The organism is Sphingobacteriales bacterium (genome assembly GCA_016711285.1).
Classification (GTDB): domain Bacteria; phylum Bacteroidota; class Bacteroidia; order Chitinophagales; family UBA2359; genus JADJTG01.
On record JADJTG010000012.1, the window covers coordinates 427,207 to 442,844 of the forward strand.

The window sequence follows — 15,638 nt, forward strand, 5'->3', positions numbered from 1 at the left end:
ATTTTAAACCATCAGATGATTAATTACTTGCCGGAAAAGTTCCCACATTTGGCACACAAACAGGTAGCGCAACTGGTTGATAACCGAAGTCCGCATCAACATAATCCTGTCCGCCTATCAAGGTAATCGGGGCAGTCGGGTCATTTCCCGTCGTCAAACTACTGCCCGATGGCTGACCGCCTACCACATCTACTACATATACCCCCGGTGGCAAATTGTCAAATATGTAATTCCCGCCGCCGCTTGTCGTCGTTGTCGGATACAACACATCATCGCCACCACCCAACACGCCATCAGGGCCGTACCACGTCAAGGCTACATCTACGCCATCTATCCCCGTACCTGACTCATCTTGTATGCCGTCTCCGTTCGTATCTTCCCATACATAATCCCCAATGCTGCCCGTACCTGTAAAGCCCGCATCTATCGACAAATTATTTGTGACACCGTCAAACACAAAACTGTCCGTTGAGCCAGCACCATTCAATCCTGTAATATTATTCGCATTATCACCCTCCGGTGCTACTCCGCTCACCTGATAACCACTTGGTGTCGTGAATACGACATAGTAGTTGCCCGCAGGTACTCCCGCAAATAAATAATTGCCACTCGCATCTGTTACATCTGTGAAACTCGTAGCCATATTCGTTGTAGCATCGTATAAGGTAGCTGTTACACCCGACAAAGGTTGATCGCTGCCATTATATATGCCATCGTTGTTGATATCTATGAACGCATAATCACCGATGCTCGCCGTAGCAGGTTGATAACCGAAGTCTGCATCAACATAATCCTGTCCGCCTATCAAGGTAATCGGGGCAGTCGGGTCATTTCCCGTAGTCAAACTGCTGCCCGATGGCTGACCGCCTACCACATCTACTACATATACCCCCGGTGGCAAATTGTCAAATATGTAATTCCCGCCGCCGCTTGTCGTCGTTGTCGGATACAACACATCATCGCCACCACCCAACACGCCATCAGGGCCGTACCACGTCAAGGCTACATCTACTCCATCTATCCCCGTACCTGACTCATCTTGTATGCCATCTCCGTTCGTATCTTCCCATACATAGTCACCAATGCTGCCCGTACCTGTAAAGCCCGCATCTATCGACAAATTATTCGTGACACCGTCAAACACAAAACTGTCCGTTGAGCCAGCACCATTCAATCCTGTAATATTATTCGCATTATCACCCTCCGGTGCTACTCCGCTCACCTGATAACCACTCGGTGCCGTGAATACGACATAGTAGTTGCCCGCAGGTACGCCCGCAAATAAATAATTGCCATTGTTTATATCTATAAATACATAATCGCCGATGCTCGCCGTAGCAGGTTGATAACCAAAGTCTGCATCAACATAATCCTGTCCGCCTGTCAAAGTAATCGGGGCAGTCGGGTCATTAGACGTTGTCAAAGTGCTGCCCGATGGCTGACCCCCTACCACATCTACTACATACACACCCGGTGGAAGATTGTCAAATACATAATCGCCGCCGCCAATTGTCGTCGTTGTCGGATACACCACATCATCGCCGCCACCCAACACGCCATCAGGTCCGTACCACGTCAAGGCTACATCTACCCCATCTATACCCGTACCCGACTCGTCTTGTAAGCCGTCTCCGTTCGTATCTTCCCATACATAATCACCAATGCTGCCAGTACCTGTAAAGCCCGCATCTATTGACAAATTATTCGTGGACACCGTCAAACACAAAACTGTCCGTTGAGCCAGCACCATTCAATCCCGTAATATTATTCGCATTATCGCCCTCAGGAGCTACTCCGCTCACCTGATAGCCACTTGGTGCCGTGAATACGACATAGTAGTTCCCCGCAGGTACTCCCGCAAATAAATAATTGCCACTCGCATCTGTTACATCTGTGTAACTCGTAGCCATATTCGTCGTAGCATCGTATAAAGTTGCTGTTACGCCAGACAAAGGTTGATCACTGCCATTATAAAGACCGTCATTGTTTATATCTATAAATACATAATCGCCGATGCTCGCCGTAGCAGGTTGATAACCAAAGTCTGCATCAACATAATCCTGTCCGCCTGTCAAAGTAATCGGGGCAGTCGGGTCATTTCCGTAGTCAAACTGCTGCCCGATGGCTGACCGCCTACCACATCTACTACATATACCCTGGTGGCAAATTGTCAAATATGTAATTCGCCGCCGCCAATTGTCGTCGTTGTCGGATACAACACATCATCGCCACCACCCAACACGCCATCAGGGCCGTACCACGTCAAGGCTACATCTACTCCATCTATCCCCGTACCTGACTCATCTTGTATGCCATCTCCGTTCGTATCTTCCCATACATAGTCACCAATGCTGCCCGTACCTGTAAAGCCCGCATCTATCGACAAATTATTCGTGACACCGTCAAAGGTAAAACTGTCCGTTGAACCCGCTCCATTCAACCCCGTAATGTTATTCGCATTGTCGCCCTCAGGAGCTGCTCCGCTCACTTGGTAGCCGCTTGGTGCCGTGAATACTACATAGTAGTTCCCCGAAGGTACCCCCGTGAATAAATAATTGCCACTTGCATCCGTTACATCTGTGTAACTCGTAGCCATATTCGTCGTAGCATCGTATAAAGTTGCTGTTACGCCAGACAAAGGTTGATCACTGCCATTATAAACACCGTCATTGTTGATATCTATGAACACATAATCACCGATGCTCGCCGTAGCGGGTTGATAACCGAAGTCCGCATCAACATAATCCTGTCCGCCTATCAACGTAATCGGGGCAGTCGGGTCATTTCCCGTCGTCAAACTGCTGCCCGATGGCTGACCGCCTACCACATCTACTACATATACCCCCGGTGGCAAATTGTCAAATATGTAATTCCCGCCGCCGCTTGTCGTCGTTGTCGGATACAACACATCATCGCCACCACCCAACACGCCATCAGGGCCGTACCACGTCAAGGCTACATCTACGCCATCTATCCCCGTACCCGACTCATCTTGTATGCCATCTCCGTTCGTATCTTCCCATACATAATCCCCAATGCTGCCTGTACCTGTGAAGCCCGCATCTATTGACAAGTTGTTTACAGAACCATCTAAAACAAAATCATCAGTTGAACCCACACCATTCGTCCCCGTAATATTGTTCGCATTGTCACCTTCAGGTGCTGCTCCGCTCACTTGGTAGCCGCTTGGGGTAGTGAACACCACATAATAAGTACCCGCCGGAACGCCTGTGAATAAATAATTGCCACTGGTATCTGTAGTTTGTGCATTTGCGCCTGAATATTGAGCAATAGCAGTATCTGCGGTAGCATCATATAATTCTACTGTTACACCCGCAAGTGGTAGTTCCCCATTGGCAGGTTCGTATAAGCCATCATTATCTAAATCTATAAACGCCAAATCTCCTACATTTACACAATTTGTAACTGTATCTTGTCTGGAGCGCAAACAGCCTGCATCTATCAAGGAAGTTGGAGTACCTTGCAAGTAAGCGCGATGGAATATTTGTTCTCCGTTGGTCAATGGCAAGGCGTGAATAGCATAAGGATCCGTTACCCAAGGTGCATTTCCATCAGCAGAATATTCAATCACGACATTTGCATTATCGGCAGTAACAGCGCAATTAGCCGTTGCCATGATATTACAAGCTGTTGGAGCAATGGTCGGCACATACGGATACACTTTCACTTGCATAGTTTCATAAGGGCGGCAATCCGCCGAGCCGGGCAAAACGGTAGAGCGTACATATATATTATATGTTTTCACTTGGCAAGTATTATTGGGTGGAAGTGTGGCATCATTTAAAGGTGCTAATCCTACATAAGCCCCATCAGGGATAATAGGAACAGGAGCAGTACCTAAAGATATTACACCACCGCTACCGGCCACTGCATTATAAACTGAAGTACCATCTGCCAATGTTGCAGGGGCTTCTAAAGCAATAAATTCAACTTCGGTATTGCTAGTAGCTATCAAATCAAATAAATTAGAAGCTGTTGAGGGAGTATTATTATTGGTACAAATATGTATGGTGTCTTCACTGCTGCCATCATAGAGGTCTGTAATCAAAGGAGCTACCGACACTTTTAAGTCAAAGTTAGTCTGACGACCACCAAAAGCATCTACCATAATATAATATACTTCACCGGGCGACAACGGTGGTGTAGCAATGGTATCACCATTCTCTAATTTATCTGCACAATATACACGATTAGCGTCCCAATCATTTGTTCCCAAGCAACCATCTGTTTCATAAAGCACAAATTGTGCACCGGTGCTACCATCAGAATTAATATAAATAGAAGAAACATTATCTATTTGTACTCCCATAATAGGCTCGCTTCCACATACAATAGGCGGCACGGTAAATTTATACCATAAAGAACTTTCCAATTGGGTGATACGACTACCGTTTGCATCGGTAGGGTCGCAGTAGGGACCCGGGGTTTCACCAATTTCCAAAGCGGGGTCAGTACCAAAGGGATCACCCGTAGCCAAAAATGAGTTACTTTGGTAAGTACCCGGACTTGAAATATCTAAAGCATCGGCACAATCATCAGCACCATTAGGCAAAATAGGAGGAGCGGTATAAACAGAAGCGCACCAACCGATATCAACTACTGAAGCATCTGAGACAAACAAAAATGTCAAACAACCAGTAGGGCTGTCAGGACTGGCTCTCAAAATACCAAGCGGATTACTTTCACCGCCGTATTTTCCGATTAAAGGAGAATTAATGTCCGGTCCGTCGAATACATACAATAAGTCCCGACGTTCAGGGGTTAAATCCATCATTCCCATATCCACATAAATCACCTCGCCGGCAGCAAAAGCAGCGGCATCAGGGCAATAAGTTTGAACTACGGTTTGGTTATTACCATAATTACCTGCACAGCCGCCCGGGTCGGCGAAAGTGAGGGTTTGGGTAGTATCCACCGTAATAGCAGCATTAACGGTAGGTGCGGCAGTACAAGTTACTTCAAATATAAAACCGGTTGCCACCCCCGTTTCACTTGAAATAAAATGCAGGGTTAATCCTCCATTAGAAGTTACATAAGTTCCTATTTTGGGAGCCGAGCCACCCTCGCCCGTGATAACAGTGGAAATATTGGCAGCAGTAGAGGTACCATCGTGCATATATAAATAATCATTACCGCTTAAAACCGTTTCATTGACACTATTTTCGCCGGGTTGCAAAATCGCAATACCGCCCAAAGATCCATCGGGCCCGGTCTCTATGAGCATCAACTGCTGACCGGGTGTGGAAGGCACCAATGTAAGTGTATAGTCTTCATTATTACTATAACAATTACTTTGCCCTGTAGGGTGTGTGCCGGAACAATCGTTGGAGTTACTGTCGGTGATGGTAATAGTAGAGCCGCAATTAACAACTACAGTAGAGCCATCTGTTACGCCGTTCATAGCAATTGTCTGATTACCGGCTCCGGCAGCAATAAAGTTGAGGATAATATCAAAAGTTTTAGTACCGAGGTTACAGTTCAAATCCCACACACGAATATAGAGTACCGTACCGCCTTGTAAATTGGAAGCACTTACACCATCATCGGCACTTAAATGGTCGCCATCACAAGCCAACAAAGTCAAATCATCGCAAGTACCTTCAATAGAGCCGCCGGTTTGATAGTAAATAGCCGATGCTAAACTTGTACCGGAAGAAGTGCCGCCTACATTCGTGAAGTCTATATCTACACTACCACCACCAGCAGGCACTACATATTTAAACCAGGCATCTTCACAATCTATAGGGTCAGTAAAACCACCGCAAGTGGGTGCTGCTACCGCTGATACAGAGCCATTTGTGCCTTGTCCGGCAGTAGTACCTATTGTGATAAGAGGTGCTACTTCGCAAGGTGTTTCTATAATTAAAGGATTGAATACAGGGTTAATAGTAAATTGTACATCTCCGTTGCAGTCATAGTCCCATACTCTTATAAAATAATTTTGTCCGGCATCTACCACAAAATTCAACTCAGCGGGAGTACCCGCATCGTGGAAATTATCACAAGCCAATGGAGTGAGGGTAGGACAAGCATCTTGATATACTTCATACGCCAAACTTGTGCCTGTTGCACCACCGCCGGTGCGGGTAATGTCAAAAGTAACATCGCCATCGGAGGGGGCTGTAAACTGAAACCAAGTATCTTCACAGTTAAAAATATAATTGCCGCAAGCAGGTTCAGGATAATCGGTGAGAGAAGTAGTGGTGCCGGTGGTGTTTCCATTTGATACTACATTGGCAGTAAGTGCCGGAGCAGGATCTCCGCAGGGGTCATTGAGCAAAACATATTCAGTAATACAAAGTTGCACACCGGATCTGAGGTCATTACAGTTATAATCCCAAGCACGGATAAAAATAGTTTCACCGGGAGTATAACCATAAATATCATAAGTGTATAAATCATGATTCCCCTCTGGTCCGTCATATAAGCAAATATCGGGAGTAAGTGGCAAAGCAGCGCAAGTTCCCGAATAAAGTGCAAAATTTATCCAATAACTCGAATTGGTTATATTCAAATTAAACACCCCCGAAGCCGGCACTACATAGCGAAACCAACCATCATTACAGCCATCAGGATCAGAAGAAGGCAGCCAGCCCACCGCAACACCGCAAAAAGCATCATCGGGGATAGGAGCAAAAGCCGAGGAAGTCCCTGTAAGCGTTTCAGGTAAATTAACCGTATTGCAAAAACCTCCATCAACAACAGAACCCGATAGCAAAGGAGCTATGGCAGTAACGCCGGAGCAGGGGTCATTAGATTGGGCATTAGCATTAAAATAAATTACAATTAATAATATATAAAGTAATTGAATTAAAAAAGAATAGAGATGTTTCATAAAAAAAAATTTATCAGTAAATAATAAAGCGACTATAATGCCGATAGCTTAAGAAATAAAAGCTGGCATATAAAGAAAATTATTTATCGGTAGAGACCTGATACTGTTGCATTAATGCTTGAAAAGAAGCACAGTAAGAGTCTGCTTTTTCCTGAAGCGTAGTATCTAAAGAAGCTGCCTTTTTGAAGTCGTCACACAGATCCATAGCAAAACTCAATTTTGAAACATCTATTGAATTTTGGTCGTTATTATCGTAATTATCCATTACTGCTCGATATTTCCTCATTGCCCTTTCAAATACATAATCTGCATTATCAGAGTCGTACTGAATAGCCTTAGAAATATCGGCAATAAATTTTTGCGGTTCAAGATAAGGCTGCAATTTGGCACGATAATAATAAGCGGGAGCATAATCCGGCTTTAGTGCAATACTGCGGCTCATATCGCCGAAAGCTTGTTGGGTATGCTTCAAATAGCGATGCGCCAACCCGCGATAATAAAAAGCCTCATAATCATTCGGGTTTTGCAACAAAGCTGCATCAAAATGTGCGATAGCTTCCGACAAACGACCGCTCTCAAAAGCCGACATCGCTTGTTGTTTTCCCGAAACAGATGTTGCATTTTGGGCATATATAATATTACTCCAACAACACAACATCAAGAAAAGATAATAGTAGATAGTATTACTCATATTTTTATATAGCGTTTCTAATAAAAAAAAGTCCGATAAAACAAAATAACCGGTGACTGTAATACTTTTGCAAAAAAAAACAAGTCAAAATGTATTATCTACAACCGATTCATATACCCATCAATAACAGGATTGATACAACAATGACAATAAAAATATTTTTTTTCAGATAAGATATAAAATATTGATAAAAAGACAATTAGAATATCAAAATTAAAAAAACATAACTACATTATAATTGACGCAAAAAAACAACATATTGACACAAATGTAAAGGTTAGTATTTTTTTTATATTTTGCAATAGTTTTACCATATTATTTTATTTAATGACAAAACATGTCACATTATTTCAACATATTTTTATCAGCCTATAAAGGTTATGCCAATTGGTTATGGTACGAAATTACACACCCTCATTGGAAAAACTATTTTTGGTGGTTGGTCTGTGTATCGGTTATAGTATTTGCTTTGGAGTGGCTGCGCCCTTGGCGTAAAGACCAACCCAAATTTCGCAAAGATTTTTTTTTAGATGTGTTCTATATGTTTTTCAATTTCTATTTATTTTCGCTCATTATTTATAATGCTGCATCGGAAGTGATCGTAAATTTATTTCATGATGTACTTGCCGCAATAGGAATTGAACATCTATTTATTTTTAAAGTGGGTACTTTACCTGTATGGACACAATTACTGATATTATTTGTAGCACGCGATTTTGTGCAATGGAACATTCATCGTTTGCTGCACCGCGTACCGCGATTGTGGGAATTTCATAAGGTGCATCACAGCGTGACACAAATGGGCTTTGCCGCTCACCTGCGTTATCATTGGATGGAAAATGTAGTATATAATACACTCCAATACATTCCGTTGGCATTATTTGGATTTGGTATTGATGATTTTTTTATCGTCTATACTTTTGGGTTGATAATAGGACACCTCAATCACGCCAATATCCGATTGCCTTTGGGCATTTTTAAATATATTTTCAACAATCCGCAAATGCACATTTGGCATCATGCCTATCATTTACCGCCCTCCCACCCTTTCGGAGTCAATTTCGGGCTGACGCTGAGTTGTTGGGATTATCTGTTTGGCACTGCCTATATTCCATACGATGGTCGCGATGAGCCTTTGGGCTTTCCGCAGGTGGAGCAATTCCCGCAAACCTTTTGGCAACAATTATGGTACGGTTTTGGTAAAAAAGATCAATAACAATCACCTGAATCAATAAAAGTATATTTTTGCAGACACATTGAACCTCTTTGAATATTTATGTGTTTTTTTGCATGAAATTAGTAGCGCAAGGGAGGGCATTTTTTTTCAAATACAGATTAACGAAAAAAGTGCCTCATCACATATTTTTCAATATGTAAATGTAGTTTTTTAAAAATTTTTATCGTTTACAAGTTTTATTTATATTCACCGTTTAATTAATCAATTTTAAATTACTCACTGACACTGCCGCCGCGTATTCCTTCACGGGGGTAAGCCTCTTAAACTTTAAAGGAAATGAAAGACAAAATTATCTTCTGGGGTCGTAATGACAAAGACCAAAAAATTTTAGTGATTGTACGCTTGCGTGCCGCCGACAAAAAAGTAGATTTATGGACGATGCCGCATGAAAAATTAGAGGAGGAAATTGTAGAAAAATGGTTTCAAAATTGGGATACCATTGATGTAGAAAATTTGCCCGATTATGCTAATCATATCGAACGCGAAGTATCCTCCTCCGACCTTTTGCCTACCGACATTCGTGCCGACCAAACGGAAATCATCATTCGTGCTGAAAAAGAATGGTATTTTAAAGTATTATCCCTTCAACTCTACCAAACACTCAAAGCAGATATTGATGCACTTGAAGAACAAGTGACACAATTAACCGCCTATGATAAAGGTTTATGGGATACTGCCAAAAACTATTGGGACAAAATTCTGCAACACATTCAAGAGCAAAATATCTCACGTGGACACGCCAGCGAATTGCGCAACAGTATCAACCATATTTTCAACAAACTCAAAGCCTTGCTCAACACTGAAAACAGTGCTTTTGAGCAGGAGGCAAAAGCCAATTTTGATTCGGTGGACAGCCGCCTGAAGGATTTTTGGGAGCGTATTGAAACCAATAAAAATGTACAGAAAGTATTTGGCGAGCTGAAAGATTTGCAGGAAGAAATCAAAAAACTCAAACTCACACCGCCCAACCGCCGCGAAATTTGGAAAAAAATAGACGATACTTTTACTTTTTTGAAATCCAAACAAAAAAACGCCTTCCAATCGCGTACCGAAGTGCGCATCAACGGCTTGAAAAAGGCTATCGCCGATATGGAAAAATTTGTAGCACAAGACCGCGACTCCATCGCCTTCCAACGTGAGCGTATGGGCAAATCCGGTGCCGGACAACTCGAAATGCAACTCCGCGAAGCCAAAGCACAAATGATTAGCGCACGCCTCCAATCCAAAGAACTCAAACTGAAGGATATGTACGCAACTTTGCAAAGTTTAGAGGACAGCGTGAGCAAGCTCCATCACGACCGCGAAAAAGCCGCCGCACTCATCGCCTCTGTGGACAGCAGCGATGCCGCCCAGCCTTCGGAAAGCTGGCAAGAGCTAAAACAAAAAGGGAAAGACGTACTCCAAAGTCTTGGCAGCAATTTGGGTAGCGGCGTAAAAGCAGCCAAAGAAAAAAGTGCTGAAGCCTTAGAAAAATTAGACAAAACCACACAGCCACTGCAAGATAAAGGTGCGGAGTTGTTGGAGCAATTAGACAAAACCACACAGCCACTGCAAGATAAAGGTGCGGAAATGCTGGAACAATTAGGAGATAAATTAGAACCTGTAACCAACACGCTCAAAGGCTTATTCAACTCTGCCAAAGATTTTGTAAGTGATGCAGTAGAAAACGTAAAAGAAAAAGTACAGGGAACGGATACAGTTGTTGAAAATGCCGGAACAGATATAGAAGATAAAGTTAAAAATACGACAGCAGTGGCAAATGAGATAAAAGCCGATGCCGAAGAAATGACAGACGAAGCCAAAGAAAACATCGCCGAGGCAAAAGATGCGATAGCTGAAAAATCCGAATCTGTCACCGACACCGTAAAAGGTTGGTTTTCCAAAGCCGGAGACCAAGCCGAAGAGTTGAAGGACGCAGCCAAAGAAAATATCGCCGAGGCAAAAGATGCGATAGCTGAAAAATCCGAATCTGTCACCGACACCGTAAAAGGTTGGTTTTCCAAAGCCGGAGACCAAGCCGAAGAAATGACAGACGAAGCCAAAGAAAACATCGCCGAGGCAAAAGATGCGATAGCAGAAAAATCCGAGTCTGTCACCGACACCATAAAAGGTTGGTTTTCCAAAGCCGGAGACCAAGCCGAAGATCTGAAAGACGAAGCCGAAGAAAACATCGCCGAGGCAAAAGATGCGATAGCTGAAAAATCCGAGTCTGTCACCGACACCATAAAAGGTTGGTTTTCCAAAGCTGAAGACCAAGCCGAAGAACTGAAAGACGAAGCTGCCAAAAAGATAGATGATATAGAAGGAAAAGTATAAATTTTACTAAACGGATTTATATATAAAAGACCTTGTTTCCAATCAAAAGAAACAAGGTCTTTTTTGTTAAAAAAACAATTTTCAACACATATCTAACCACACAAATTTGAAAAAAAACATTTTTTTAAGTTTTAGACACAATCTTCATGTAACTTTGAAACCTCATTTTACAAAGTCATACAAGAATGAATTCGCAACACAAAAACATTCCATTTTAAAATCATGATTCTGTCGGACAATATATTCTACCAACACAAAAACATACTTTTCTTCAAAAAATATGCGTGGTACAGACCAGCCTGCTATGGTACAATAGTTTTGTTTTTTAATTTCTTTATTATAATGGCAAAAAATACTCTCCCTGTCACCTACACTTTGCGTATGCCACAGCCGCATACACATTATTTTGAAGTAGAAATACAAATTCCCGACACCGGCGAAAGTGATACACTTATTTTACAACTGCCGGTATGGACACCCGGCTCTTATTTGGTGCGTGAGTTTTCGCGGCATATAGAGCGGGCAGAAGCCTTTAATGAAGCAGGAGCAGCTTTAAAAATAGCAAAAACCGACAAAAACACCTGGCAGGTAATACACAATAAAAACAAAGCAGTTACGGTTCGCTATGGCGTATATGCGTATGAGCTCACAGTGCGCACGAGTTTTTTAGATTCAGACAAAGCCTATATCAACGGAGCAAATTTATTTTGCTGGATAGAAGGTCGCGAAAAAGAAGCCTCCATTTTAAATATTGAAGCCGCCCCCGAATGGAAACAATTTTCCACCGCTTTACCCAAAAAAAATATCAAAAACAACATCTGGCAACTCCAAATTGCCAACTACGATACTTTAGTGGACTCGCCTATCCTCATCGGCAACCACGAAGTGTATGAATTTAAAGCGGCGGGCGTGCCACACGAAGTAGCCATCACCGCACCACACAACGCCGACATTCCCGCTATGTTGGAGCATCTCACCAAAATCGCAGAAACCGAAACCGCTATTTTCGGCGAGCACCCCTGCGAGCACTATGTATATATCATTTTAAATTCAGAAAAAGACTACGGCGGCTTGGAACATCTCAACTCCACAAGTTTGCTCACTTCGCGCTTCGGATATAGCAGCGATACCTACACCGGATTTTTGGGTTTGGCAGCACACGAGTATTTTCATTTGTGGAATGTAAAACGCTTGCGCCCCATTGAGTTAGGTCCCTTTGATTACGGGCAAGAAAACTATACCGAATTGCTGTGGCAAGCCGAAGGATTTACCAGCTACTACGATGACTTTATCCTTCGCCGCGCCGGTATCATCAGCGGCAAAGATTACTTGGATTTATTGGTAAAATCATTCAACTACACTGCCAACACACATGGCTGTGCCATTGAAAGCCTCGCCGCCGCCAGCCACGATGCGTGGATAAAATACTACCGCCGCAACGAAAATTCCGACAACTCGCAAGTATCGTACTACACCAAAGGGGCACAAATTGCTTTTATGTTAGATATGGAAATACGCCGTGCCACTAAAGGTACAAAAAATCTGGATAATGTATTGCGCAATATGTACGAGAAATACTATAAACAACTCAGTCTCGGCTTTACGCGCAACGAAATAAAAGCAGAAATAGAAACAATAAGCGGCAAAAATTTCGACGACTTTTTTGCCAACTATATAGAAGGAACAGCCCCTGTCAATATCAATAAATTTTTGGAAGTGGTAGGTTTAGAAGCGATAAATACCGCCACCAACACCGCCGCTACTTTGGGCGTAAATACAAAAACAGAAGAAGGGCGCACTATCGTTAGTGCCACACCACACGGCGGCAATGCCTACAAAGCAGGCATCAATGTAAATGACGAAATTGTGGCATTGAATAATTATCGCATAAAAGGAAATTTGAGCGATTTGATGAAACAATTTAAAAACGGCGACACCATCAATGTACTCATCAGTCGCGATGGCATATTGCGTACTATTCCGGTGCATTTGCAGCCCTCCAAGCAAATAACCTATCAGATAAAAAAACTTGATAATGCTTCAAAGGAGCAAAAATCGCAGTATCAAGCGTGGATACAGGAGGCATTTTAAAAATGATTTATTTTATCGGATAAACAGTACGTTTAAACAATTCATTTATCTTTACCTTACTTTTTTTTGCTATATCAGCAACAGCAATTGTATGCTATACTATAACTTTATTACCATTGACGGCAATACGGGAGCCGGAAAAACCAGCCTTGCCCAGCGTTTGAGCAATGATTTCGGTGCGGAGTTAATATTGGAAAATTTTGTGGACAATCCGTTTTTGGCGGGTTCTTACCGCGACCCCGAAGCCTTTGCCTTCCGCAACGAGATGTATTTTTTGGTGGACAGATACCAAAGTTTAAACCATAATATTAAAGATTTGCCGCTATATGATTCGCTGCATATCGCTGATTATGTATTTAATAAATCTTTATTATATGCAAAAGTAAACCTACCTGAATTGGAGTTTCATTTGTTTGAAAAAATATTTCATGTTTTCCACCCCGAAATTCCACAGCCCGAATTGCTGGTATATGTACACTCAGACGTGGACAGACTCATTAAAAACATTGAAAAACGGGGCAGAGATTTTGAACAAGGAGTGCGGCGCAGCTATTTAAAAGCAGTAGAAGATGTATATTTTGATTATTTTGAAAGCATCAAGCACCAACAGCGCATTGTGGTACTACACACCAATCATATAGATTTTGTGCATAATGACGAAGATTACAAACAAGTATTGGATATAATAGCAAAGCCCTATCCAACCGGCGTGCATCATTTCAAGTTTTAAAGAAAAAAACTATTTAAAGTACGATTTTTCGTATGATTAATATCAAAAGTCTTTAATAATACCATTAAAACAGCTATTTGGCGCAGTTTTCATTGTAGAGCTATCATGTCATTACCCATAGAACTTATCATAAAAGAGTCAGCAGGGTACCTAAAACAACTGCATAAAACAGCCAAAAGGAACACCGTTTCTAAAATAAAGATGTTGATGAATATCCAAAGCGGTATCCACCATAATCATATTCTCGCCATCAAGTCAGGAACTTCTCTGCGTTCGATAAACAGGTGGAAAACTACTTACCAATCGCAGGGACTTGATGGCTTGCTTAGGGATAATAAAGGGGCGATTTTCATAGCCACCTCAAAGGAGCAGATATTGCAAAAGTTAAAAGATCCCAAGAATGGGTTGCGCACCTACCAAGAAGCACAGCAGTGGCTGAAGTCGGAGTTGGGTATTGAAAAACAATACAAATACGGTAAGGATGTATCTGAAGCAAAACTTTGACACAGTTTATTTTTACAGATTCTTATATTCAACATAAGTCAAGTTGTATCCGACACAAGTCAAGTTACCAATACTAAAATAAATTAATTACTGCATATTTATGGGGCATATATGCTAATATTCGTCTGTCTTTTATCTTATAAAAATAATAGAACACAGACAAAACAGATGTAGCGGATAACCACAGATTTTTATCCGTGAAAATCTGTTCAATCTGTCAAATCTGTGTTCAAAAACAATATTTAAGCACCAATAACACCAACAAAATAAATTATTTGCCGTATTTATTGGTCTTGTACTTATTATCAAGAACCTTATCGTCTGAATAAAAAACGCAGTTGCTTTTGGTTTATTTTACCAAAGGCTCTTGCTCATACACACCGATTTTACGCTCTACCGGATTGAAAGGGCTGGGTACTAAATTTCCGGTTTTATCCAACAATTCCAATTTGATGGTATTATCGCCGATGGGCAGATTTTCTATAAAATACGGCTGCCATTGATTGAGCAAAAACTGAGTGCCATTGATGGTAGCCCGCACCTTGTAGCCGTCATTACTGAGGTCGCAGTTGGTGAGATAAAAGTCCAAGAGGATTTTTTCAATATTTCCTTTTCCTACATAATTTCCTTTGGGGCGGCTATAAAACAAATGCGGAGCTTTTAGGTCGGTTTTGGAGCTTGCACCTTCTGCGGGTTTTCCTACCGTAAAATCAAACAACTGGTACGCCTCTTTATTTTTGATACTTTCGTGATAAGAGCGCGACAAAAACGCCAAGCCCACATAATAATTCGGCTCTAATACTTTAGACATCGTGTCGGTGTAGTAGGCATCGTAGGGCTGATTGTTGAGAATAAGATGAATGTGTTGTCCTTTGTCGGAGTTGGAGCACATTTTTTGAGCAGCATCGGGTGTTTGCGAGCCTAATTGATAGTTTTTTACATCAAAATCAAAAGCAACTTTTCCGGCTTCGGCGGCAGCACCGCTTTTAGGGCTTTGCAAAGCGATGGCGGCATTGCTGAATTCGGGCGAGCCACTTACGGGCGAAAGTGTAATGGGTTTGGGGGCAGCAGGAGCAGTAGTTTCGGTATTTTGGGCATTTTCGCCGCCGGATTGCTTACAAGCACCCAAGAAAAAAACGATACTCAAAGAGAGTAGAAAAAAAATATTTTTTTGCATATTCTGTAAAAATTATTTTGGTATAAAAATGTATTT

At 42.1% G+C, this 15,638-nt stretch carries 10 protein-coding genes; 5 read left to right on the plus strand and 5 right to left on the minus strand.

The genetic code is table 11. The features are described from left to right. Positions 1-19: 19 nt before the first annotated feature. The 4 genes from IPL35_08875 to IPL35_08890 all read right to left on the minus strand — a co-directional run bounded on the left by IPL35_08875 (position 20) and on the right by IPL35_08890 (position 7,547). A complete protein-coding gene (locus tag IPL35_08875) occupies positions 20-1,750 on the minus strand; it encodes a hypothetical protein (protein ID MBK8443506.1) in 1,731 nt (576 codons plus the stop codon). Further along, a complete protein-coding gene (locus IPL35_08880; GenBank protein ID MBK8443507.1) occupies positions 1,701-2,174 on the minus strand; it encodes a hypothetical protein in 474 nt (157 codons plus the stop codon). The genes IPL35_08875 and IPL35_08880 overlap by 50 nt, the downstream gene beginning before the upstream one ends. Next, positions 2,171-6,856 (minus strand): hypothetical protein, encoded by a 4,686-nt coding sequence (locus tag IPL35_08885; GenBank protein ID MBK8443508.1) that lies wholly within the window; start codon positions 6,854-6,856, stop codon positions 2,171-2,173. The genes IPL35_08880 and IPL35_08885 overlap by 4 nt, the downstream gene beginning before the upstream one ends. 79 nt (positions 6,857-6,935) lie before the next feature. Further along, positions 6,936-7,547, minus strand: coding sequence for a hypothetical protein (locus IPL35_08890; GenBank protein MBK8443509.1), 612 nt, complete (start codon positions 7,545-7,547; stop codon positions 6,936-6,938). A 337-nt stretch (positions 7,548-7,884) separates the two neighbouring features. On the opposite strand from IPL35_08890, the gene IPL35_08895 reads away from it, so the two are divergent. The 5 genes from IPL35_08895 (at position 7,885) to IPL35_08915 (ending at position 14,425) form a co-directional block, all read left to right on the plus strand. Continuing rightward, a complete protein-coding gene (locus tag IPL35_08895) occupies positions 7,885-8,763 on the plus strand; it encodes a sterol desaturase family protein (protein ID MBK8443510.1) in 879 nt (292 codons plus the stop codon). 297 nt (positions 8,764-9,060) lie between these two features. Then, entirely contained in the window at positions 9,061-11,100 is a 2,040-nt protein-coding gene (locus tag IPL35_08900; protein ID MBK8443511.1) for a hypothetical protein, read from the plus strand. Between the two features lie 342 nt (positions 11,101-11,442). Further along, entirely contained in the window at positions 11,443-13,191 is a 1,749-nt protein-coding gene (locus IPL35_08905) for a M61 family metallopeptidase (protein ID MBK8443512.1), read from the plus strand. 91 nt (positions 13,192-13,282) lie between these two features. Beyond that, positions 13,283-13,921, plus strand: coding sequence for a deoxynucleoside kinase (locus IPL35_08910; GenBank protein ID MBK8443513.1), 639 nt, complete (start codon positions 13,283-13,285; stop codon positions 13,919-13,921). Between the two features lie 105 nt (positions 13,922-14,026). After that, complete coding sequence (locus IPL35_08915) at positions 14,027-14,425, plus strand: hypothetical protein (GenBank protein ID MBK8443514.1); 399 nt, start codon at positions 14,027-14,029, stop codon at positions 14,423-14,425. A 349-nt stretch (positions 14,426-14,774) separates the two neighbouring features. Here the strand turns inward: IPL35_08915 and IPL35_08920 are convergent, their stop codons facing one another. Next, positions 14,775-15,602 (minus strand): phosphopeptide-binding protein, encoded by an 828-nt coding sequence (locus IPL35_08920; protein ID MBK8443515.1) that lies wholly within the window; start codon positions 15,600-15,602, stop codon positions 14,775-14,777. Positions 15,603-15,638: the final 36 nt, after the last annotated feature.